Raw genomic sequence first — 20,587 nt, forward strand, 5'->3', positions numbered from 1 at the left:
CGGCCGGCCCGAATCGTCACTGCTCACTGCGGCGCCGCGATCCGTGGCACCTGCGCCGTCGCATCCGCGGCGACATTGCCGCCCGGGGGTGCCGCGGGCGCCGCCGGTGCAACCAGCGTGCCCATCCAACCGGACGGCAGCGGCGGCAAGCCCGGCGTGCCGGTGCCGGTGCCGCGCGACCCGTCGTCGACCGACGAGCCGCGATAGATCACGACCGTATTGCCCTGCGGCGCCGGCCGCGTGTCGGCGTCCGTTCTCGCCGGCTGCGCACGGCGCGCCGCGCGCGACACGTCGCCGGCCCACACCGGCGGCGTATCGGGCTCCGCTTCGTCGCCGCCCGCTGCCTGCCGGCGATCGCTCGTCGCGAAGCTGCGCAGCGACAGCGACAGCGAGCCGAGGCGCGTCGCGACCAGCACGACCTGCGCGGTGCGCGGCGCGACCTCGAGCGTGACCGTGCGCGCGCGGGCCGGCACGTCCGGCGCACTCGCAGGCGTCTTCGCACGCTGGAATTCCGAGCCGACCGCGAGCACGCGCGCGCGCCGCACGACCGTCTCCGCTTCGAACGTGCCGGGCGACGTCGCGGAACCGCCGATCTCCTGCGTGAGCACCACGTCGACGAAGTCGCCCGGCTGGATCAGCCCCGCGTTGCCCGACACGTCGTCGACCGGCACCGAGATCGCGCGCATGCCGGGCTGCAGCGCGGCCGCGAGAAAATCCGGCGCGGCGCCCGGAATCACGTTGTCCGCACGGATCGGCGCGCCGGCGTCGACGCGATTGCGCAGCAGCGCGCCTTTCAGGTCCGCGCCCGGTTGCGACTCGACGAACGCACCGGCCGGCACCTGCGTGCGCGGCATGCGCTTCCACGCGAGATCGTTGTCGCGCAGCAGCAGCCCTTCGGGCAGGTCCGCCGCCGCGACGCGCACGCGCACCTCGGCCGCTTCGCCGGGCACCGGCGGCGTCGACGCGGCGACATACAGTTGGCGCAGGATGAACGCGCCGATCGCGGCAGCGATGATCAGCACGGTCATTCTCAGGGGTTTGGGCATGGCGGCGTGCGTCCCCGGTCTAGGCAAGCGAAACCGCGTGAGGGAACGGCGCCCAGACGGCCAGCGCCCCGCCGAGCGCGAGCGCGATCCCGTACGGCACACCGCGCGTCGCGATCGTACGCGCCGGCGCGGCGCGACGCTGCCATGCGACGGCCGCGAGCGCGGCGACGCCGCACGCGGCGCCGCTCGCACCGACGATCGTCAACACCGGGAACGCGAGCGCCGGGCCGGCCCACAGGAATACCGCCGCCGCGAGCTTCACGTCGCCGCCGGCGATCCAGCCCGCGTGACGCAGGCCGGCGAACAGCAGCAGCATCGCCGCGGCGGTCGCCACGTGACCGGCGACGTGCGCGAGCCCTTCGCGCGCGAGTGCCGCCGCAACGAAATACAGCATCGCGAACGCCAGCACCGCGCGATTGGAGAGGTGCCGCGCGCGCACATCCTGCGTCGCGAGCGACACCAGCACGAGCGTCGCCGCCGACTGTACGAGAAAGAGCATCGGAGAGCCGTCCGTCGGCGCGCCCCGGCTGGATACGTCGTACCGCTGCGGATCCGTGTGTTCGTCGGCGGCGCGCGGGTTCAGGAGATCAGATCAGCGCAGTGACCTTGTTGATCAGCGCGGTGAACACGGCCGGCAAGCCGCCGGATGTACTGCTGAGGATCACCCCGACCGCCGCCAGTGCGACCACGACGATGCCGGCCAGAACCGCGTACTCGAGCGAGCTGACGCCGCGTTCATCGCGCAGCAAGGTCTTGACGTATTGCAGCATGACAACCTCCGTGTGACGGGGTCGGTGATCGACCGTTGAGTGAAAAGAAGCGGCGCTGCTTCGGTGGCACGCACGGCGTTTTCGCCCATTCACGACTCATGCGGCAGCCCTGTCGTCGGGCCATGCGCATCCCCCGGAATCCATTCGATCGCTGCAACGCGCGGTGGTCGGCAATGGAATCCGCCGCTACTCCGCGCGCTTGTTGCATAGCTGCATTGGCACAATGCAATTCACACTGATTCGTCTAGGGTATAGACAATTTTTTTGGCGATTTCAAATTATTTAGCGTCAGAGTGTATTTATGGGCGGTGCACTTCAGCGATGAAATTCGCGCATGCTATTTGCCGCTTTTCAGCATGATGCAACAAGCCCGGCGTGGCGTGCAGTAAGAATGTTAATACCGGGATGCATCGTTGCCGACGCCGTTGCAATTCGATGATTTTTATTCAGTTTTCCGATATGCCGCGTGATTTTCCTGTTCGAACCTGAAACGGACTCGCGCGTGCGTTTCCCGGCATCTTTTTCGTGCGCGCCGACATGATCCGGAAAATTTTGCGCACCCGATCGCATTGCCCGATCCGGATTGGCGCCGCTGTCACCGACGCTCGATTCGCCGCCGATCGGCGTGCGCGATCCGCACGCCGCGCTCGCCCGCCTCGCCATTTCCAATCGGCGCCATGCATGATTTGCCAACCCGAAACGCGGCGATAAGCATAGTTCAAATCGTTGCTTGTCCCGCGCCCGAGGCGTCCTCCAGAATGGTTCGACACCCGCCGGCCCGATTTCGAGTCCTCACCATCCAACGCACCATGATCGACCGATTCCCGTCTCCACTGCGCCTGCTGCGATCGCTGCTGATCGCGTCCCTCGTTGCGTTGCCCGCTGCCGCCGCGCACGCCGACAAGCCCGCCACGATCCGCATCGGCGTCGCCCAGCAGGGCACCGGCGATCCGCCAACCTTCGGCGGGTCGAGCGCGGCCACCGCGCAGTTGCAGCAACTCGTCGAAAAGGAATTCGCGGCCGACGGCATCAAGGTGCAGTGGCTGTTCTTCAAGGGCGCGGGCCCGGCCGTCAACGAGGCGATCGCCAACAAGGCGCTCGACTTCGCCTACCAGGGCGACCTGCCGGCCGTGCTCGCGCGCTCGAACGGCATCAGGACGCGCCTGCTGCTCGCCGCGAGCGTGCGCTCGGGCGTCAAGATCGCGGTGCCGCCCGACTCCGGTATCCGCTCGATCACCGACCTGAAGGACCGCCGCGTGTCGATCTTCCGCGGCACGAACCTGCAGCTCGTCGCCGACAACGCGCTCGCGAAGAACGGCCTCGGCGAACGCGACCTGCGCGTGATCAACCTCGACTCCGCGAGTTCGCTCGCCGCGCTCGCGTCGAAGGGCATCGACGCGTCGGTGGGCGACTATCAGTTGTACAAACTGCGCGACGCGGGCCTCGCGAAAATCATCTACGAATCGCAGAACGACGGCCCGCAATACACGCGGCAGACCCACCTGCTCGTGCTCGACGACTTCGAGCACGCGCATCCGGACATCGTGCAACGCGTCGTCAACGCGCTGGTCAAGGGTGCGCAATGGTCGTCCGACGAAGCGAACCGCGATGCGCTGTTCAGGCTGTGGGAAAAAAGCGGCGTGCCGTATGCGTCGTGGCAGGCCGACTACGCGAACCAGCGCCTGAAGGACCGCCTGTCGCCGCTGATCGATCCGTTCCTCGTCGCGCGCTACAAGGCCGTCGCCCAGGACGCGCTGAAGCTGAAACTGATCCGCCAGCCGGTCGACGTCGACGGCTGGTTCGAGCCGAAGTATCTCGACAACGCGTTGCGCGCGCAGCACCTCGAGCACTACTGGCCGCGCTACGACGCGGCCGGCAAGCCCCTCTCCTGACCCGGACCCGCCCCGATGAGCGACACCGCGATCCCGATTCCGTCGTCCGACCCGCACGCGCGCGCCGTGCCGTCCCGCGCGGCGGCCGCGAAGCGCGTGGCGTGGCTGCTCGCGCCGTGGGCGCTGCCCGCGCTGCTGTTCGTGTTGTGGACCGTCGGTAGCGCGCACGGCTGGATCGCACCGCAGATCCTGCCGCCGCCCGCACACGTCGCCGACTCGCTCGCCGAGCTCGCGGCCAGCGGCGATCTCGCGCGCCACACGCTGATCAGCCTGCAGCGCGTGCTGGTCGGCTTCGCGGCCGGCACGCTGCTCGGTTTCGCGACCGGCGCGGCGCTCGGCCTGTCGCGCACGCTCGAAGCCTACGTGCTGCCCGGCTTCAATGCGCTCGTGCAGATTCCCGTGCTCGGCTGGCTGCCGTTCCTGCTGCTGCTCGTCGGCGTCGGCGAGCCGCTGAAGTACCTGCTGATCGCGCATGCGGCGCTCGTCCCCGTGACGATGAGCACGCTGCAGGGGTTCCGCCAGGCGCCGCCCGCGCTCGATGAAGCCGCACGCGTGTTCGGCTATACGCGCCGCCAGCGCATCGTCCACGTCGTGCTGCCGGCCGCGATTCCGACGCTCGCGACCGGCGTGCGGCTCGCATTCACGAAATCGTGGCTCGCGCTCGTCGTCGTCGAACTCGTCGCGTCGTCGGAAGGGCTCGGCTACCTGATCGTGTACGGGCGCCAGCTGTTCCAGCTCGATCTCGTGACGGCGGCGGTGATCGTGGTCGGCGCGGTCGGCCTCGCGATCAACCGGCTGCTCGACGCGCTCGAAGCACGGCTGCGCCGCGGCGTGCCGTCCGCATTCCGCGGTTGAACCCGATTCAAGGATTCTCCTCCCATGCCGCTTGACGCCACGTCCGCATCGGACGCCCCACCGCCCGCCGTCAGGATCGCCCGTCGCTTTCCCGTGCCCGATTGGCGCGGTTTCGTCCTGCCGCTCGCCACGCTCGCGCTCTGGTGGGCCGTGTCGTCCGCGCACCTCGTCAAGAGCGGGCTGCTGGTCGGCCCGGCCGACGTGCTGCACACCGCGTGGACTCAAACGACCAGCGGCGCGCTCGCGCGTGCGTTGTCGGCATCGCTCGCGCGCGAAGCGTGCGGCTTCGCGATCGGCGCGACCGGCGGCCTGCTGCTCGGCACCGCGCTCGGGCTGTCGCGCGTCGCCGCGCGCATGGTCGGCCCGAGCTTCGACACGTTCAAGCAGATCTCGCTGTTCGCGTGGATTCCGCTGATTTCCGTCTGGTTCGGCCTCGGCGACGTCGCCAAGGTGGTGTTCCTGTCGCTCGCCGCGCTGCTGCCGGTCGCCGCGCATACGTGCGACGGCATTCATGCGGTGCCGCGCACGTACGTCGACGTGGCCCGCGCGCTGCGTTATTCGCGGCTTCAGCTGGTGCGCCACGTGATCCTGCCCGCCGCGCTGCCGTCGATCTTCACCGGGCTGTATCTCGGCCTCATCTACTCGTGGCTCGCGACGCTCGGCGCCGAGTACCTGCTCGTCGCGGGCGCCGGGATCGGCAACACGCTGATCGACGGCAGCGAGCAGTTCCGGATGGATCTCGTGCTGTTCGGGATCATCGTCGTCGGCGTGACCGGCTGGGCGCTGAACGCGGTCGCGCGTGCGATCGAGCGCAAGGTGCTGGCACGGCGCGGCGAGCTGCGCCGCTGATCGCCCTCTTCCTTCCCGTTGCTTCCCTTTCCGCCATGACGACTCTCGCTTCCGATTCGCTCGATATCCTCCACGTGAGCAAACGCTATGCGCAACGCGGCGCGTCGCTCGCCGTGCTCGACGACGTGTCGCTGCACGTGCGTGCCGGCGAGTTCGTCACGATCGTCGGCGCGAGCGGCTGCGGCAAGTCGACTTTGCTGCGCCTGATCGCCGGGCTCGATACCGACTACGCGGGCGAAATCCGCGCCGGCGACGAAACGGTGCGCGACACGTCGCTGCAGCGCGGGATCGTGTTCCAGGATCACCGGCTGTTCCCGTGGCTGACGGTTGCGCAGAACATCGAGGCCGCACTGCGCAATGCGCCGCTCGACGCGCCGGCCAGGCGGCGCGCGGTAGCCGAGCACATCGCGCTCGTCGGGCTGAACGGCTTCGAGCACGCGTACCCGAACCAGCTGTCGGGCGGCATGGCGCAACGCGTCGCGATCGCGCGCGGCCTCGTGAATCGCCCGCGCGTGCTGCTGCTCGACGAACCGTTCGGCGCACTCGATGCACAGACGCGCGCGCGGATGCAGAACGAACTGCTGCGCATCTGGGAACAGGAACGCATCACGATGGTGCTGGTCACGCACGACGTCGACGAAGCCGTGTATCTCGGCGATCGCGTCGTCACGATGGCGCCGCGTCCGGGGCGCATCGAGCGCATCCTCGACGTCGCGTTGCCGCGCCCGCGCCGGCGCGACTCGCCGGAATTCGCGCGGCTGCGCGACGCGGTGCTCGCCGATTTCGACGATCTCGAACCGCCCGGCAACGGCGGCAGCGGCAGCCGGGCAAACCGTGACGAGGCGCTCGATGCGCACCGGATCGGCGCATGGCGGCTCGCGTGGTGATGCGCTCACGCGCTCACGCGGCCGGCCCGATGCCGCGCCCGAAACGCTCAGCACGCCGACACATATCGATCATCACGGCGCGCACTAAGGTTGTGACGATTCATCGGTTCCGGTTCCGCGCGGTCCCTGCTTGAATGGAGACTCGATCGACCCGACCCAGGAGACTCCCGATGTCCGAAGTCCAGCACGCCGCTCACCCGTCATCGCATGCTTCGCACGCCGCCGCGCCGCGCACGGCCGCCGTCCCGCTTCAGCTTCGCCAGGTCGCCGGCCGGATCGGCGCCGAAATCGCCGGTGTCCGGCTGTCGGGCACGCTCGACGACGCGACGTTCGACGCGATCCAGGCCGCGCTGCTGCGCCACAAGGTGCTGTTCTTCCGCAACCAGGGCCATCTCGACGACACCGCGCAGGAAGCCTTCGCGCGCCGCTTCGGCGAGACGGTCGCCCACCCGACCGTGCCCTCCGTCGACGGCAGCGCGCACCTGCTCGAACTCGATTCCGCGCACGGCGCGCGCGCCAATTCGTGGCACACCGACGTGACGTTCGTCGACGCATACCCGAAGGTGTCGATCCTGCGCGCGGTCGTGATTCCGCCGTTCGGCGGCGACACCGTGTGGGCCAACACGGCGGCCGCATACACGCATCTTCCCGAGTCGCTGCGCGCGCTCGCCGACACGCTGTGGGCGGTGCACACGAACGCGTACGACTACGCGTCGACGCACGTGCATGCCGACGACACGCAACTGAAGCGCTACCGCGAAGTGTTCACGTCGACCGTCTACGAAACCGAACATCCGGTCGTGCGCGTGCATCCGGAGACCGGCGAGCGCACGCTCGTGCTCGGACACTTCGTGCAGAAGATCAAGGGGCTGTCGTCGCAGGATTCCGCCCATCTGCTGCAGGTGCTGCACGAACACGTGACGCGCCTCGAGAACACCGTGCGCTGGAACTGGCAGCAAGGCGACGTCGCGATCTGGGACAACCGCGCGACGCAGCACTACGCGATCAACGACTACGGCGATGCACGCCGCGTCGTGCGTCGCGCGACCGTTCACGGCGACGTGCCGGTCGGCATCGACGGCCGCCGCAGCGTCGTGCTGAAGGGGCCCGGCGCGACGCTGCAATGACGTTCCCCGCACGGTGGCGGCTTCGGTCGCCACCGTGCCGGCGCCACCCTGCATTCCCGCCTTCCCGACCGGAGGATCCGACCATGACCTTCCCGCCACCGGGCCGACGCTTGCATGCGCAACGATGTCGCCGTCCGTCCGCCCCGTTCACTTCCGCCAGGAGCGTCGCATGAGCGCCCTACCCGTACCCGGCGCCGAGCCGGTCGACGTGATCCCGCTGTCCGCCCACATCGGCGCGGAGATCCGCGGCATCGACCTCACCCAGCCGCTGACCACGCCGCAGATCGCCGCGATTCGCGCCGCGCTGCTGAAATGGCGCGTGATCTTCTTCCGTGAGCAGTTCCTCACGCACGAGCAGCACGTCGCGTTCTCCGCGCAGTTCGGCGAGCCGACCGTCGGCCACCCGGTGTTCGGCCACGTCGACGGTCATCCGGCCGTCTATTCGATCGCGAAGCATCGCAAGGCGACGCGCTTCGAAGGCGAGCCGGTACGCCGGCCGTGGACGGGCTGGCACACCGACGTGACGGCCGCCGTCAATCCGCCGTGGGCGTCGATCCTGCGCGGCGTGACGATTCCGCCGTACGGCGGCGACACGCACTGGACCAACCTCGTGCGCGCCTATGAAACGCTGTCCGCACCGCTGCGCGGCTTCGTCGACGGCTTGCGCGGCATCCATCGCTTCACGCCGCCGCCCGGTGCACGCGCGACCGGCGCATTCGACGAAGCCGTCGAGCGCCGCCCGCTCGTGACCGAGCATCCGCTGGTGCGCGTGCATCCGGAGACCGGCGAACGCGCGCTGTACGTGAGCCCGAGTTTCCTGAAGTCGATCGTCGGGCTCACGCCGCGCGAGAGCCAGGCCCTGCTCGAACTGCTGTGGGAACACGTGACGCGGCCGGAATTCACGATCCGCTTCAAGTGGGAGCCGCGCAGCATCGCGTTCTGGGACAACCGCGCGACCGCGCATCTCGCGCCGGTCGACATCTTCGATCTCGACTTCGATCGCCAGCTCTACCGCACGACGCTCATCGGCGACGTGCCGGTCGGCCCCGACGGCCGGGCGTCCGTCGCGCTCGAAGGCTCGCCGGTCGAGGCAGCGGCCGCGGTCGCGCTGAACTGAACGCCGTGTCGACAGCCGGCGCATCCGCGCCGGCTTCCTGCCTCAATCCAGCCACACGCCGTCGAACCGGTGCCCGCCGAGCGGCGAGAACGTCAGCCCGTGCACGCGCTTCGAGATCGGCAGCGACACGATCGACGTCGCGATCGGCGTGAACGGCACCTGATCCTTGAAGACGACCTGTGCCTGCTCGTAGAGCGACGTGCGTTTCGCGACGTCCGAGTTCGTGCGCGCCGCGCTGACGAGCCGCTCGAAATCCGCGTTGCACCACTTCGCGAGATTGCTGCCGTGCACCGCCTCGCAGCCGAGCAGCGTGCCGAGCCAGTTGTCGGGGTCGCCGTTGTCGCCCGACCAGCCGTACAGGATCGCGTCGTGCTGCCCGTCGCGTTTCGCGCGGCGATTGTATTCGCCCCACTCGTAGCTGACGATCTTCGCGCGCACGCCGATCTTCGCCCAGTCCTGCTGGATCAGCTGCGCCATCAGCTGTGCGTTCGGGTTGTACGGGCGCTGCACCGGCATCGCCCACAGCGTGAGGTCGAAGCCGTTCGGGAATCCCGCCTGCGCGAGCAGCGCCTTCGCGGCGGCCGGATCGCGCGGCGCATCCTTCAGGCGCGGGTTGTACGACCATTGCGCGGGCGGCATCGGGTTCGTCGCGATCGTCGCGTCGCCGTTGAACACGGTCTTGATGATCGCCGTCTTGTCGATCGCAATGTCGAGCGCGCGCCGCACGTCGACGCGATCGAGCGGCGGATGCTGCGTGTTGTACGCGACGAAGCCGACGTTGAAGCCCGTCCCCGAAAACAGCGTCAGCTTCGGATCCCGCCGCACCGTTTCGAGATCGGCCGGCCGCGGGAACACCGACACCTGGCACTCGCCGGCCGTGAGCTTCTGCAGGCGCGCGGCCGGATCGGGCGTGATCGCGAACACGAGATGCGCGAGCTTCACGTCGTCCGGCTTCCAGTAGTCGGGATTCGCGTCGTAGCGGATCACGGCGTCCTTCTGGTACGCGCGCAGCTGGAACGGTCCCGTGCCGACCGGGAGCTGGTTGATGTCGGCTTCGCGATGGCGCGCCGTCAACTGCGACGCATATTCGGCCGACAGGATCGACGCGAACGCCATCGCGAGATTGCGCACGAACACGACGTCGGGCTGCTTCAGCACGAAGCGCACCGTATCGTCGTCGAGCTTTTCGATGCGCTCGATGTTGCGGTCGAACCCGAGATCGCTGAAGTACGGGAAACTGACCGGGTAGGCCTTGCGGAACGGATCGTCGGGATCGAGCATCCGGCGGAACGTGAACACGACGTCGTCCGCCTGGAACGGACGCGTCGGCGTGAACCACGCGGTCGTCTGGAACTTCACGCCGCGCCGCAGGTGGAACGTGTAGACGCGCTGGTCGGACGACACGTCCCAGCTCGTCGCGAGCGACGGCACGAGATCGAGCGTGCCGCGCTTGAACTGCACGAGCCCGTTGTAGACCGTGTACGTGCTCGCGTCGAAATCGGTGCTGGTCGTGTGCTGGCCCGGATCGAAGCCGGCCGGGCTGCCTTCGGTGCAGTACACGAGCGTCTTGCCGGCCGGCGCCGCGAACGCATGCGTGACCGTGCCGGCGAGCAGCAGCGATGCGGCCACGCCGCGCAGCACTGCAACGGCAACGGAGGTGTGCCGCGCACGATGCGCGGCCGATGAAACGAATGGAATCTTCATGGTGGCGGTCAGGGAAGGACTGTCATGCGAATGACGACCGCCGATCTTCGCGCGCCGCCCGCCGATCGCTTACCAATTAATTCCGCGTTGCTTATCGCCGCGGATGCATCCCGCTGCCGCCGCATGGAAACGTCCGCGCGAGCACCGCGGACATGCGTGCGAATGCCGCTGCAGCGGCCCGCCCCACGTCGTGCATCGACGCCGTTCGCGACGCGTCCTTCCGGCCCCCTGCAGGTTCTCCGGAATGGGCGCATCGTATCGGTTGGTCAACGCCGGCAGCGGTGCGCGGGGATACGCCCGGCGCACGCGTTCCGGCGCGGCGTGCCTGCCGGCGCGCCGCCCCTTCCTGGAGGACCCACGATGTCGCTCAACCCCGCTACGCCCTCTCGTCCCGTGAAGTCGCCGGGCCCCGATCATCCGATCACGATCGAACCGCACCCGTCGCGCGTCGTGGTCAAGGTGGCCGGCAAGATCGTCGCCGATACGCGCCGTGCGCTCGCGCTGCGCGAAGCCAGCTATCCGGCCGTGCTGTACGTTCCGCGCGAGGATGCCGACATGGCGCTGCTGCAACGCACCGACCATGCGACGTACTGCCCGTACAAGGGCGATTGCGCGTACTACTCGATTCCCGCCGGCGGCGCACGCTCGACCAACGCGGTGTGGACGTACGAGCATCCGAACCCGGCCGTCGAATCGATCCGCGCGCACCTCGCGTTCTATCCGGATCGCGTCGACGCGATCGAGGAAAGCCCGCTCGGCACCGATTGAGTGCGGCGCCGCGCCGGCGTTCACGTATTGTCCGCCCGCTGATTTGCATATGCGGATTCGTTGGTTGGCCGCCGGCCCGCGCGGCCGTATCGTCGTCCATCCGGCGCGGGCGCGGCCGGCCGCGCGCATCGACCGCATCCGGCTGCGTCCCGTGCCGGTCGCGCCGACAGCCCGCGCGACCCGTGAACCCGCCAGCAGGACGCCTCGATGAACGACCTACCGCACGCAGATCTTGAAACGACCCCGGCAAACCCGCGCCGCCGCCAGTGGCTGCACGGCGCGGCCGCCGGATTGGCCGGGCTCGCGCTCGGCCCGCTCGCGGGCATGCCTGCACTGGCTCAGGGCAGCGACAAGCGGCTGCGCATCGGTTTCCAGAAATACGGCAACTTCGTCATACTCAAGGCGCGCGGCACGCTCGAGAAGCGGCTCGCAAGCCAGGGCGTGGCGGTCCAGTGGCTCGAATTCCCGGCCGGTCCGCAATTGCTCGAGGGGCTGAACGCCGGCGCGATCGACGTCGGCACGGTCGGCGAAACGCCGCCGATCTTCGCGCAGGCCGCGGGCGTCGATTTCGTCTATATCGGCAACGAACCGCCCGCGCCGCACGGCGAGGCGATCGTCGTGCTGCCCGATTCGCCGATCCGCACCGTCGCGCAGCTGCGCGGCAAGAAGGTCGCGTTCAACAAGGGTTCGAACGTCCACTACCTGCTCGTGAAGGCGCTGGAGCATGCAGGCCTCACGTATGCCGACATCCAGCCTATCTACCTGACGCCCGCCGACGCGCGCGCCGCGTTCGTGCAGCGCAACGTCGACGCGTGGGTGATCTGGGATCCGTACCTGGCCGCGGCCGAACGGCAGCTCGGCGCACGCGTGATCGCGGACGGCGACGGGCTCGTGCGCAACACGCAGTACTACCTCGCCGCGCGCAAGTATGCGGCCGCGCAGCCGCAGGTGCTGCGCACGCTGCTCGAGGAAGTCGACGCGGTCGATCGCTGGGGGCGCGACCATGTTCCGGAAGTCGCCGCGCAACTGTCGCCGCTCGTCGGCCTCGATGCGCCGACGCTCGAAGTCGCGCTCAAGCGTGCCGGCTACGGCGTGCAGCCCGTCACCGATGCGACGCTGGCGTACCAGCAGGGCATCGCCGACGCGTTCAGCACGCTGAAGCTGATTCCCGGCAAGGTGACGGTCGCCAACGCGCGCTGACGCACCGCTGCCGCGACGCGTTACGGCGAACGCGTCGCGCCGATGCGCCGCCATTCGTCGTAATCGGTGACGAGCCCCGCGTCGTCGACCGCGATATCGGCTGCATACGTGCCGCTCTCGTAGCGGTACACGTGCTCCGCCGTGCGCGCATAGCGCTGCTCGCCTCGCACGATCTCGAACGACGGAAAACGCAGCCACGCGGTATGTATGACGGCCGATGCGCCGACCGCCAGCCCGAGACGCCGGATCGGCAGCGTATTGGTCGACGGACTAAAGCCGAGATCGATGTCGGTCGCGCCCGCGAGGGCCGGCGCTGCGTCGCCGTCGATCGTCCAGTGCCCCGCGTCGCATTCGATCGCGAGTGGCCGGGGCGGCGCTGCGCCGAGCCAGTATGTCACGCGCACCGAGCGCGTCAGCCAGTCGGCGCCGCATACGATCGCATAGTCGACGCGAAACGGCGTGCCGCCGATCGAGCCCGTCACTACTCCCGACAGGTCGATGCCCGCACGCGTCTCGGCGAGCCGGCACCATTCGGCCGCCTGCCAGGTCTGCGCGATCTGCCATGCGACGCAGCGCGTGCGCGCCGCTTCGTCCCGTTGTGTCATGTCGGCTCCCGTCGATCGCATGAGCCGGATTTTCGCTCACGGCGTCGATGATCTCACGGCCTTTGTCTGGCGCGTGCCTTGGTACCGATACCGAGTATCGGCTCGTCGCGCACCTTCGGTACCGGTCCTGCTTTGGTACCATCACCGCTCGGTATCACCCGAACCGGACAAGGGGCGTGATTTCATGGATTTGCTGGCGACGATGCGCATCTACGTCAGGGTCGTCGAGCGCGGCACGATGTCGGGCGCGGCACGGGATCTGGACATGGGCCAACCGGCCGTCAGCGAGCGCATCGAAAAGCTCGAAAAACGTCTCGGCACACGTCTACTGATGCGCAGTGCGCGTACGCTTACATGCACTGACGAAGGCCGCATTTTCTACGAACACAGCAAGGCGCTGCTCGAAGCGGCCGAAGCGTCGATCGCAGCGGTATCGAAAACGGAAAACACGCTCGGCGGCACGATCCGGCTCGCCGCGCCGCAATGCTTCGGCGAGGTCGTGATTCCGCAGGCGCTGATGCATATCCGCACCGCGTATCCGCAACTGCACATCGACCTGGTGCTGAACGACAACATCGTCGATCCGGTCACGGAAGGCGTCGACATCTCGATCCGCCTCGGCCAGCTCGACGACGGCGGATTCGTCGCGCATCCGCTCGGCCAGGTCGACCGCGTGCTCGTGGCCGCGCCCGCCTATCTCGACCGCCACGGCCCGATCGACACGAAGGCCGATCTGGCGAGCCACCCGTTCATCCGCGTCAAGGGCATCTTCGCGAACGAGCAGTTGCCGCTGCGGAGTGAAGACAAGACGCTCGAATACGCGCGGATCCAGACGGTGATGACGACGAGCCACTGGCGCCCGATGTTCGACACGATCCTGGCCGGCGGCGGCATCGGCGTCGTGCAGGCGCCGGCCTGCGCCCATGCGCTCGCGCACGGCAGGCTCGTCGAGATCCTGCCGCAATACACGATCCCCGCATTCGCGCTCAACGCGCTGGTCCAGGCGCAACGGCCGCTGCCGCCGCGCGTGCGGGTCGTCGTCGATCTGCTGAAGAAGGAGATTCCGGCGCTTTTGGACAGCAGCAAACCCTGAGCGCGCACACCCGCCCGAGCGGTACCGTCTGCTTTCCGGATAACTGAAGCCTCGCCTCGAAACCGTCCGTCGATTCGATCCGATTCGATCCGATTCGATTCCATGCGGCCACGCGTTTGCCGGCGCCGTCGCGTCGTTGCCCGTGCAGCCGCCACGCAGTCACGCGCGCCGCATCACCACGCCTGCCGATAGATCGCCAGCGCGTCGGCTTCCGTCACCTCGCGCGGATTGTTCACGAGCAGGCGCGTCTGCAGCATCGCGTCCGACGCCATCCTCGGCAGGTCGCCCTCGCCGATGCCGACCTCGCGCAGCGTGCGCGGAATGCCCGTCGCGACGATCAGGCGATCGATCTCGTCGATCAGCGCCTGCGTTCTCGCTTCGTCGCTCCCCGCGGCCGACGGCGCGACGATCGCCGCGAGTTCCGCATACAGCGGCGCGGCAGCCGGCGCATTGAAGCGCAGCACGTGCGGCAGCACGAGCGCGTTCGACAGCCCGTGCGGCACGTGGAACATGCCGCCGACCGGATAGGCCAGCGCATGCACGGCCGCGACCGGCGCGTTCGCGAACGCCTGGCCGGCGAACATCGCGCCGACCAGCATCGCTTCGCGCGCGCGGCGATCGTTGCCGTCGTCGCAGGCCTTCAGCAGGTTGCGCGACAGCAGCGTCAATGCGTGCACGGCCAGCATGTCGGACACCGGATTCTTCAGCCGCGACGACGTATAGGCCTCGATCGCGTGCACCATCGCGTCGATGCCCGTCGCGGCGGTTGCCGCGCGCGGCAGCCCGAGCGTCAGCTCGGCGTCGAGAATCGCGACGTCCGCGAACAGCTGCGGCGACACGACGCCCATCTTGCGCGCCTCGCCGACCGTGACGATCGACACGGCCGTCACTTCGGAGCCGGTGCCGGCCGTGGTCGGCATCTGCACGAGCGGCAGCCGGGACGTGGCAACCTTGTCGACGCCGTACATGTCGGCCAGCGCCTGCCGCCCCGGCGCGAGCACCGCGATCAGCTTCGCGACGTCCATCGACGAACCGCCGCCGAGGCCGAGCACGATCTCGGCATCGGCCGCCACCGCCCGCCCGGTCGCCTCGAGCACGACGTGCTCGGGCGGATCGGCAATCACGTCGTCGATCACGGTCACCTGCCAGCCGTGCGCGGCGAGGCTCTCCAGCGCGGGCGCGAGCACGCCGCTGCGATACAGGAACGCGTCGGTGACGACGCACAGCCGCACGAGCGACGGAAAGCGTTCGCGCAACAGCGCGCCGAGCCGGCGCGCGGCGCCGAATTCGACGATCTGCGTCGGCACGGTACGGAATTGAAACGGGTTCATCGGGTGCCTCCCGGTGGCGTCGCCGTGCCGGTGTCCGGCTGCACCATGTACTGCGTCACGTCGCGGCGATCGAGCAACGGAATGATCGCGCCGACACCGAGCCGCTGGAAATGCGGCGTTTCCCGATGCACGTCGAGGCCGTCGGCATCGCGGTAACGCTCGAGGATCACGATGTGGTCGGGATCGACCGGCGAGCGGAAGTACGCATAGTCGAGGTTCTTCGGCTCGGCCCGCGTGGCCGGCGCGAGTTCCGCGAGCAATTCGATCACGCGGTCGCCGTTGCCGGGTTTCGCGAAGAAATGGGCGATGACCTGCAGGTAAGGTTCGTTCATGCTGCGCTCCGTATTCGCCAGCGGCCCGTCATGACGGGCCGTCATTCGACCATGCGTGGTCGCTCGTCGAAGGCGGCAGTCGGCGGCCCGACACGGTGCCGACGCCTCGTCGTCGCATTGTATTGAATCGGTGCCGCTTGCGCCCGCACGCGTCATGCATGCGACGGCACGCTTCGCGCGAAGGGTTCACGGCAGGGCCGTCGAATGCCCGCGCGTCACACCAGCCGGCCGCCCCCGTCGACATGCAGGATTTCGGCATTCATGAAGCCGTTGCCCAGCAGGAACGCGATCGCTCCGTCGACGCGTCCGCCAGCTGTCCGCCGGTGAGCACGATCGAGCCGGTCGCGGGCATCAGCGGCAACGCGGCGCGGATCGCATGAACCGGCCCGGCGATACGCTCCTGCAGCGCAGCGAGCAGAATTCCGAATTCCGGCTATTGCATCGCCCCCGGAGCGGCGCCGGTGGGCCCTTCGGCTAAAATGCCGCACTTTCCACCTTGTCCGGCCCGCTCGCCATGCAACCCGCTTCCCCCGCCCGATCCACTACCCACGGCGCCGACGATGCAGACCTGTCGCACGACCTCGTCTACGGTCCCGACGACCGGCCCGCGCCGATGGTCGCCTTCGTCGCCGCGCTGCAGCACCTGCTGGCGATCATCGTGCCGATCGTCACGCCCGGCCTGCTGATCTGCCAGGCGCTCGGCGTATCGAGTCGGGATACGACCCTTATCGTGTCGATGTCGCTGGTGATTTCCGGCATCGCGACCTTCGTGCAGTGCAAACGCTTCGGCCCGCTCGGCGCCGGCCTCCTGATCGTGCAGGGCACCAGCTTCAACTTCGTCGGCCCGCTGATCGCCGGCGGCAGCGTGATGGTCAAGCAAGGCACGCCGGTCGAGACCGTGATGGCCGCGATCTTCGGCGTCGTGATCGCCGGTTCGTTCGTCGAGATGGGCGTGTCGCGCATCCTGCCGTTCGTGAAGCGCCTGATCACGCCGCTCGTCACCGGCATCGTCGTGCTGCTGATCGGCCTCACGCTGATCAAGGTCGGCCTCATCAGCATGGGCGGCGGCTACGGCGCGATGGCCAACGGCACGTTCGCGAGCGCCCAGAACCTGACGCTGTCGTGCCTCGTGCTCGGCACCATCATCCTGCTGAACCGCGTGCCGATCGTGTGGGTGCGCAGCACCGCACTCGTGATCGCGCTCGTGATCGGCTATGCCGCGGCTGCCGTGCTCGGCCGCCTCGACTTCACCGGCGTGCACCAGGCCGCGCTGTTCCAGGTCCCCACGCCGCTGCATTTCGGCATCGGCTTCTCGTGGTCGCTGTTCGTGCCGATGCTGATCATCTACCTCGTCACGTCGCTCGAAGCGATCGGCGACGTCACCGCCACCAGCAAGATCTCGAAGGAGCCGGTCGAAGGGCCGGTGTGGATGCGGCGGATCAAGGGCGGCGTGCTCGTGAACGGCGCGAACTCGCTGCTGGCCGGCGTCTTCAACACGTTCCCGAGCTCCGTGTTCGCGCAGAACAACGGCGTGATCCAGATCACCGGCGTCGCGAGCCGCTACGTCGGCATCTGGATCGCGGGCATGCTCGTGGTGCTCGGCCTGTTCCCGGTCGTCGCGGGCGCGCTGCAGGCCGTGCCGGAGCCCGTGCTCGGCGGTGCGGCAATGGTGATGTTCGGCGCGGTGGCCGCATCGGGCATCAATATCCTGTCCGGCATCCAGCTCGATCGCCGCGCGCTGCTGATCATCGCGGTGTCGCTCGCACTCGGCCTCGGCGTGTCGCAAGTGCCGGACATTCTGAACAGCCTGCCGCATGCACTGAAGAACGTGCTGGAGTCGGGTGTCGCGACGGGCGGCATCTGCGCGCTCGTGATGAACTGGTTCTTGCCGGAACAGAAGTAACGCTACGGACTCCATGACGACGCGGCCCGGCCGACGGGTCGCGTCGCGCTCGACGAGCCCGGCTTGGCCGGGCGCCCGACTCTCGCTAGAATCGGTTCATGCCTCAAGCCCCCGTCTCCACGAATGCGCCGGAAGCCAGTGCGGTCCCCGTCAAGGAACGCGCGACCGTCGTCTGCTACCGCGAACGGCAGGTCCTGCTCGTCGCGCGCGCATCGTCGCGCTGGGCGCTGCCCGGCGGCACGATCAAGCGCGGCGAAACACCGCTCGAAGCCGCGCATCGGGAGCTGCAGGAAGAGACCGGCATCACCGGCCAGGACCTCGTCTATTCGATGCAGTTCACGGGGCTCGCGAAGGTGCATCACGTGTTCTTCGCCGAAGTCGGCCCGGAGCACACGGCCCAGGCGAGCAACGAGATCGAGAAGTGCAAATGGTTTCGCATCGACAACGTCGACGAACTGCGCGCGAGCATCCCGACGAAACGCATCGTCGAGCTCGTCTACGAGCACGAAATCCTCGAGTAGGTAGACACCCCACCCCCGCCGGCTCGCGCGAGCCGATATGATGCGCCCACGGTCCATCACCGCGTTCCCTTCCGAGCGAGCTGCAGATGAACAGTGCGTACACCTACCGCGGGTACACGATCGATATCCGCTGCGAATTCCGGCTCGACGAATCGCGCGACGACGCGCCGCCCGCCCAGCTGCGGTTCGGGTTCGTCGCGGTCGTGCAGGTGCGCTCGGCCGGCAGCGCGCCGCGCCTGCTCGGACCGATTCGCCTCGCCGACGACGGCGGCCACCTGTTCCGCAACACCCGCAATGCGTTGCGCGCAGGCCGCGCGGCCGGCGAAATCCTCGTCGACGATCTGCTGGTCGATACGGGTCAGGCAAAAGGACGCGCGCATTCCTGAGCCGTCGATCGGCCCGGCATCATCTTTGCGGCGTTTTGCGGAGCGCGCGTGCCGGCGCTCAGTGCAGGCGCTTTCGTCGTAGTTCGTGTGTGGAATAGACGGCGAGGAAGATACCGAGCATCGCAACGCCGGACGCCAGGAAGTCGTTTGCGGTTCCCGTGCTATTCAGCGATTTCGGGAAGATGCCGAGACTCAGTCCTGCGGCAGCCAGAAACACGCCTGCCGCCACACCCCACACCGGTCCGGTGGTCTTTTCGATTGTGTTTTTCATACAGCACCCGTCTACAGTCTTTGCCTGAATGGCGGCGGCGCATGGCGCTCGCATCTACCATTCGTGATTCGACTATAGCGGCGAAATAATCAGGGCGGATTTAGTGCTTTCACCGATCAAGTTTTTGCCGATCGCGAACATGCCGTGTCCCGGCGACTCATGCCCTGCTCGATCGATCCGGACAGGATTCCCTCGCTGTGAGTCTTATTGCCTGCCATTGCGTCGCGAATATCGATCGACGGGCAGCGGTTCTTACGCTCCGACGCAGAATTTACGGTTCGTTTCAAAGCTGCTCATACTGTGGGCGTTCCCCGCGGCTATGCTTCGTTGCACGCACAATAACCTCGAAGGGGGACAAAACAATGAACAACACATTCTGGAAGGCCGCACTATGCGCGGCGGCGGTGCCGTTCGCACTCGCAGGATGCGGCGGCGGCGACGATGGCGGCAGCCCGCAAACCGGCACGCTGCACGTCGCGATGACCGATGCACCGTCATGCGGCTTCGATCACGTATTCGTGACCGTCTCTCAGGTTCGCGTCAATGCGAATGGGAATGCTTCCGATAACGACGCCGGCTGGTCGTCCATCACGCTGGCGACACCGCAGAAGATCGACCTGCTGTCGCTGACCAACGGCGTGCTCGCCGATATCGGCCAGACCGCCTTGCCGGCCGGCCAGTATCAGCAGATCCGCCTCGTTCTCGCGCCGAACCAGGGCAACACCCTCGCGAACTCGGTCGTCCCGACGGGCGGCACGGAACAGGCGCTCGCGACGCCGAGCGCGACGCAAAGCGGTTACAAGATCATCCAGCCTTTCACGGTCCAACCGAACACGCTCGTCGACCTCGTGCTCGACTTCAACGCGTGCAAGTCGATCGTCCAGCGCGGCAACGGCACGTATGCGCTGAAGCCGGTCGTCACCGCGATCCCGACCGTCGTGAGCGGCGCGATCTCCGGCTATGTCGCCTCGGCCGAAGCCGGCGCGACCGTGTATGCGGAACAAGGCGGCAAGGTGGTCCGCGGCACGGTTGCCGACAACACCGGAAAATTCGTGCTGTCGCCGCTGATCCAGAGCTCGACGCAAGGCAACTACGACGTCGTGATCGTGCAGAACAACTTCGCGTCCGGCATCGTCCGCTCGGTTCCGGTCGTGGTGAACACGACCACGGCCGTGTCGGCGTCGACTGCCCCGATCACGCTGCCGGCATCGACGATGAGCACGGTCAGCGGCACGGTGACGGCAAGCGCCAATGCGTTCGTGCGCGCGTTGCAGACCGTCGATGCGAATGCGTACGAGATCACGTCGATCAACGCGAACCTGGATACGGGTACGTATGCGCTCAACGTGCCCACGGCCGCGCCGATCGTCGGCACGTACTCGGGCTCGCTGCCGGTCGCGCTGGCCGCGTCGCCGACCGCCGCGGCACAATACACGATCGAAGCGGACGCAGCGTCGGGCGCAACGCAATCGACGAACGTCAACGCGACGACCAGCCAGTCGAACGTCAATTTCAGCTTCTGACGCATCTGCAGCATCATCGAAAGGGCCTCACGGCCCTTTCCTCAATAAACGGGAGAACGAAGTGAAGAAAGGGGTTATCGCATTGCTCGCCGCGGCGAGCGTGGTCGGCGCGCTCAGCGGATGCGTCGCATACGTGCCGGGGCCGCCGGTCGTCGTGGCACCGCAGGGCGGACCGGGGAACGGGTTCTGCCCGCCCGGACAGGCGAAGAAAGGCAATTGCTGATTGCACGAGGCCCGCGTACGCGGGCCTTTTTCATGGTCGGTCGCTGCATGACGGGCATCGCGGCGGAATGGCGGAAGGCAGCCGGAGTCGAACCGACCCGGGAGTGTCTGACACCCCCAACCGGGTTTGAAGCCCGGCCGTACCACCGGATACGAATGCCTTCCGTGGGGAAAAAAACCAAAGA

23 protein-coding genes and 1 tRNA gene are annotated in these 20,587 nt (G+C 67.9%); 14 read left to right on the plus strand and 10 right to left on the minus strand.

Annotated elements, in window-relative coordinates:
- Positions 1–23: 23 nt before the first annotated feature.
- From cpaB to DIE02_RS07410, 4 genes are all read right to left on the minus strand, one after another.
- Positions 24–1,046, minus strand: a complete 1,023-nt coding sequence (cpaB, locus tag DIE02_RS07395; protein WP_124488397.1) for a Flp pilus assembly protein CpaB — start codon at positions 1,044–1,046, stop codon at positions 24–26.
- A gap of 19 nt (positions 1,047–1,065) precedes the next feature.
- Positions 1,066–1,545, minus strand: coding sequence for a prepilin peptidase (locus tag DIE02_RS07400; protein WP_124488396.1), 480 nt, complete (start codon positions 1,543–1,545; stop codon positions 1,066–1,068).
- An 88-nt stretch (positions 1,546–1,633) separates the two neighbouring features.
- Positions 1,634–1,816, minus strand: coding sequence for a Flp family type IVb pilin (locus DIE02_RS07405; RefSeq protein WP_044843866.1), 183 nt, complete (start codon positions 1,814–1,816; stop codon positions 1,634–1,636).
- A gap of 351 nt (positions 1,817–2,167) precedes the next feature.
- On the minus strand, positions 2,168–2,509 hold the full coding sequence (locus DIE02_RS07410; RefSeq protein ID WP_124488395.1) for a hypothetical protein: 342 nt from the start codon (positions 2,507–2,509) through the stop codon (positions 2,168–2,170).
- A 116-nt stretch (positions 2,510–2,625) separates the two neighbouring features.
- On the opposite strand from DIE02_RS07410, the gene DIE02_RS07415 reads away from it, so the two are divergent.
- From DIE02_RS07415 to DIE02_RS07440, 6 genes are all read left to right on the plus strand, one after another.
- Positions 2,626–3,708, plus strand: a complete 1,083-nt coding sequence (locus DIE02_RS07415) for an ABC transporter substrate-binding protein (RefSeq protein WP_124488394.1) — start codon at positions 2,626–2,628, stop codon at positions 3,706–3,708.
- Positions 3,709–3,723: 15 nt separating this feature from the next.
- A complete protein-coding gene (locus DIE02_RS07420; protein ID WP_124488393.1) occupies positions 3,724–4,563 on the plus strand; it encodes an ABC transporter permease in 840 nt (279 codons plus the stop codon).
- 24 nt (positions 4,564–4,587) lie between these two features.
- A complete protein-coding gene (locus DIE02_RS07425) occupies positions 4,588–5,412 on the plus strand; it encodes an ABC transporter permease (RefSeq protein ID WP_124488392.1) in 825 nt (274 codons plus the stop codon).
- Positions 5,413–5,447: 35 nt separating this feature from the next.
- On the plus strand, positions 5,448–6,299 hold the full coding sequence (locus DIE02_RS07430; protein ID WP_124488391.1) for an ABC transporter ATP-binding protein: 852 nt from the start codon (positions 5,448–5,450) through the stop codon (positions 6,297–6,299).
- A 170-nt stretch (positions 6,300–6,469) separates the two neighbouring features.
- Positions 6,470–7,426 (plus strand): TauD/TfdA family dioxygenase, encoded by a 957-nt coding sequence (locus DIE02_RS07435; RefSeq protein ID WP_044843861.1) that lies wholly within the window; start codon positions 6,470–6,472, stop codon positions 7,424–7,426.
- 169 nt (positions 7,427–7,595) lie between these two features.
- On the plus strand, positions 7,596–8,543 hold the full coding sequence (locus DIE02_RS07440) for a TauD/TfdA family dioxygenase (RefSeq protein WP_124488390.1): 948 nt from the start codon (positions 7,596–7,598) through the stop codon (positions 8,541–8,543).
- A 42-nt stretch (positions 8,544–8,585) separates the two neighbouring features.
- Here the strand turns inward: DIE02_RS07440 and DIE02_RS07445 are convergent, their stop codons facing one another.
- A complete protein-coding gene (locus DIE02_RS07445; RefSeq protein ID WP_124488389.1) occupies positions 8,586–10,247 on the minus strand; it encodes an ABC transporter substrate-binding protein in 1,662 nt (553 codons plus the stop codon).
- Positions 10,248–10,607: 360 nt separating this feature from the next.
- Between DIE02_RS07445 and DIE02_RS07450 the strand changes: the two genes are divergently transcribed.
- Both DIE02_RS07450 and DIE02_RS07455 read left to right on the plus strand, forming a co-directional pair.
- On the plus strand, positions 10,608–11,015 hold the full coding sequence (locus tag DIE02_RS07450; RefSeq protein WP_124488388.1) for a DUF427 domain-containing protein: 408 nt from the start codon (positions 10,608–10,610) through the stop codon (positions 11,013–11,015).
- 207 nt (positions 11,016–11,222) lie between these two features.
- Positions 11,223–12,215: a sulfonate ABC transporter substrate-binding protein gene (locus DIE02_RS07455; RefSeq protein ID WP_124488387.1), complete on the plus strand. Its 993-nt coding sequence runs from the start codon at positions 11,223–11,225 to the stop codon at positions 12,213–12,215.
- Between the two features lie 20 nt (positions 12,216–12,235).
- Here DIE02_RS07455 and DIE02_RS07460 read toward each other — a convergent pair whose 3' ends face one another.
- Positions 12,236–12,820: a putative glycolipid-binding domain-containing protein gene (locus DIE02_RS07460; RefSeq protein WP_124488386.1), complete on the minus strand. Its 585-nt coding sequence runs from the start codon at positions 12,818–12,820 to the stop codon at positions 12,236–12,238.
- Positions 12,821–13,004: 184 nt separating this feature from the next.
- Between DIE02_RS07460 and DIE02_RS07465 the strand changes: the two genes are divergently transcribed.
- Positions 13,005–13,913 (plus strand): LysR family transcriptional regulator, encoded by a 909-nt coding sequence (locus tag DIE02_RS07465; RefSeq protein ID WP_124488385.1) that lies wholly within the window; start codon positions 13,005–13,007, stop codon positions 13,911–13,913.
- 173 nt (positions 13,914–14,086) lie between these two features.
- Here the strand turns inward: DIE02_RS07465 and DIE02_RS07470 are convergent, their stop codons facing one another.
- Positions 14,087–15,244: an iron-containing alcohol dehydrogenase gene (locus tag DIE02_RS07470; RefSeq protein WP_124488384.1), complete on the minus strand. Its 1,158-nt coding sequence runs from the start codon at positions 15,242–15,244 to the stop codon at positions 14,087–14,089.
- Entirely contained in the window at positions 15,241–15,576 is a 336-nt protein-coding gene (locus DIE02_RS07475; RefSeq protein ID WP_124488383.1) for a putative quinol monooxygenase, read from the minus strand. Before DIE02_RS07475 ends, DIE02_RS07470 begins: the two co-directional genes overlap by 4 nt.
- 158 nt (positions 15,577–15,734) lie before the next feature.
- On the opposite strand from DIE02_RS07475, the gene DIE02_RS35445 reads away from it, so the two are divergent.
- The 4 genes from DIE02_RS35445 to DIE02_RS07495 all read left to right on the plus strand — a co-directional run bounded on the left by DIE02_RS35445 (position 15,735) and on the right by DIE02_RS07495 (position 18,386).
- Complete coding sequence (locus DIE02_RS35445; protein WP_185702604.1) at positions 15,735–15,956, plus strand: hypothetical protein; 222 nt, start codon at positions 15,735–15,737, stop codon at positions 15,954–15,956.
- A 134-nt stretch (positions 15,957–16,090) separates the two neighbouring features.
- Positions 16,091–17,479, plus strand: coding sequence for a nucleobase:cation symporter-2 family protein (locus DIE02_RS07485; protein WP_124488382.1), 1,389 nt, complete (start codon positions 16,091–16,093; stop codon positions 17,477–17,479).
- Positions 17,480–17,577: 98 nt separating this feature from the next.
- A complete protein-coding gene (locus DIE02_RS07490) occupies positions 17,578–18,000 on the plus strand; it encodes an NUDIX hydrolase (protein ID WP_124488381.1) in 423 nt (140 codons plus the stop codon).
- 86 nt (positions 18,001–18,086) lie between these two features.
- A complete protein-coding gene (locus tag DIE02_RS07495; protein WP_124488380.1) occupies positions 18,087–18,386 on the plus strand; it encodes a hydrogenase maturation factor in 300 nt (99 codons plus the stop codon).
- Positions 18,387–18,444: 58 nt separating this feature from the next.
- On the opposite strand, the gene DIE02_RS07500 is transcribed toward DIE02_RS07495, so the two are convergent.
- Positions 18,445–18,657, minus strand: a complete 213-nt coding sequence (locus DIE02_RS07500; RefSeq protein ID WP_044843850.1) for a hypothetical protein — start codon at positions 18,655–18,657, stop codon at positions 18,445–18,447.
- 362 nt (positions 18,658–19,019) lie between these two features.
- On the opposite strand from DIE02_RS07500, the gene DIE02_RS07505 reads away from it, so the two are divergent.
- Complete coding sequence (locus tag DIE02_RS07505; protein ID WP_124488379.1) at positions 19,020–20,180, plus strand: DUF4382 domain-containing protein; 1,161 nt, start codon at positions 19,020–19,022, stop codon at positions 20,178–20,180.
- Between the two features lie 291 nt (positions 20,181–20,471).
- Here DIE02_RS07505 and DIE02_RS07515 read toward each other — a convergent pair.
- Positions 20,472–20,567 (minus strand) — tRNA-Sec (locus DIE02_RS07515).
- Positions 20,568–20,587: the final 20 nt, after the last annotated feature.

The organism is Burkholderia sp. Bp8991, assembly GCF_003853795.1.
GTDB lineage: Bacteria > Pseudomonadota > Gammaproteobacteria > Burkholderiales > Burkholderiaceae > Burkholderia.

What these genes read in the sequence shown, in the direction of transcription:
- cpaB (WP_124488397.1), bottom strand. Translation starts at nt 1,046, where the DNA reads ATGCCCAAACCCCTGAGAATGACCGTGCTGATCATCGCTGCCGCGATC.
- DIE02_RS07400 (WP_124488396.1), bottom strand. Translation starts at nt 1,545, where the DNA reads ATGCTCTTTCTCGTACAGTCGGCGGCGACGCTCGTGCTGGTGTCGCTC.
- DIE02_RS07405 (WP_044843866.1), bottom strand. Translation starts at nt 1,816, where the DNA reads ATGCTGCAATACGTCAAGACCTTGCTGCGCGATGAACGCGGCGTCAGC.
- DIE02_RS07415 (WP_124488394.1), top strand. Translation starts at nt 2,626, where the DNA reads ATGATCGACCGATTCCCGTCTCCACTGCGCCTGCTGCGATCGCTGCTG.
- DIE02_RS07420 (WP_124488393.1), top strand. Translation starts at nt 3,724, where the DNA reads ATGAGCGACACCGCGATCCCGATTCCGTCGTCCGACCCGCACGCGCGC.
- DIE02_RS07425 (WP_124488392.1), top strand. Translation starts at nt 4,588, where the DNA reads ATGCCGCTTGACGCCACGTCCGCATCGGACGCCCCACCGCCCGCCGTC.
- DIE02_RS07430 (WP_124488391.1), top strand. Translation starts at nt 5,448, where the DNA reads ATGACGACTCTCGCTTCCGATTCGCTCGATATCCTCCACGTGAGCAAA.
- DIE02_RS07435 (WP_044843861.1), top strand. Translation starts at nt 6,470, where the DNA reads ATGTCCGAAGTCCAGCACGCCGCTCACCCGTCATCGCATGCTTCGCAC.
- DIE02_RS07440 (WP_124488390.1), top strand. Translation starts at nt 7,596, where the DNA reads ATGAGCGCCCTACCCGTACCCGGCGCCGAGCCGGTCGACGTGATCCCG.
- DIE02_RS07445 (WP_124488389.1), bottom strand. Translation starts at nt 10,247, where the DNA reads ATGAAGATTCCATTCGTTTCATCGGCCGCGCATCGTGCGCGGCACACC.
- DIE02_RS07450 (WP_124488388.1), top strand. Translation starts at nt 10,608, where the DNA reads ATGTCGCTCAACCCCGCTACGCCCTCTCGTCCCGTGAAGTCGCCGGGC.
- DIE02_RS07455 (WP_124488387.1), top strand. Translation starts at nt 11,223, where the DNA reads ATGAACGACCTACCGCACGCAGATCTTGAAACGACCCCGGCAAACCCG.
- DIE02_RS07460 (WP_124488386.1), bottom strand. Translation starts at nt 12,820, where the DNA reads ATGACACAACGGGACGAAGCGGCGCGCACGCGCTGCGTCGCATGGCAG.
- DIE02_RS07465 (WP_124488385.1), top strand. Translation starts at nt 13,005, where the DNA reads ATGGATTTGCTGGCGACGATGCGCATCTACGTCAGGGTCGTCGAGCGC.
- DIE02_RS07470 (WP_124488384.1), bottom strand. Translation starts at nt 15,244, where the DNA reads ATGAACCCGTTTCAATTCCGTACCGTGCCGACGCAGATCGTCGAATTC.
- DIE02_RS07475 (WP_124488383.1), bottom strand. Translation starts at nt 15,576, where the DNA reads ATGAACGAACCTTACCTGCAGGTCATCGCCCATTTCTTCGCGAAACCC.
- DIE02_RS35445 (WP_185702604.1), top strand. Translation starts at nt 15,735, where the DNA reads ATGCGACGGCACGCTTCGCGCGAAGGGTTCACGGCAGGGCCGTCGAAT.
- DIE02_RS07485 (WP_124488382.1), top strand. Translation starts at nt 16,091, where the DNA reads ATGCAACCCGCTTCCCCCGCCCGATCCACTACCCACGGCGCCGACGAT.
- DIE02_RS07490 (WP_124488381.1), top strand. Translation starts at nt 17,578, where the DNA reads ATGCCTCAAGCCCCCGTCTCCACGAATGCGCCGGAAGCCAGTGCGGTC.
- DIE02_RS07495 (WP_124488380.1), top strand. Translation starts at nt 18,087, where the DNA reads ATGAACAGTGCGTACACCTACCGCGGGTACACGATCGATATCCGCTGC.
- DIE02_RS07500 (WP_044843850.1), bottom strand. Translation starts at nt 18,657, where the DNA reads ATGAAAAACACAATCGAAAAGACCACCGGACCGGTGTGGGGTGTGGCG.
- DIE02_RS07505 (WP_124488379.1), top strand. Translation starts at nt 19,020, where the DNA reads ATGAACAACACATTCTGGAAGGCCGCACTATGCGCGGCGGCGGTGCCG.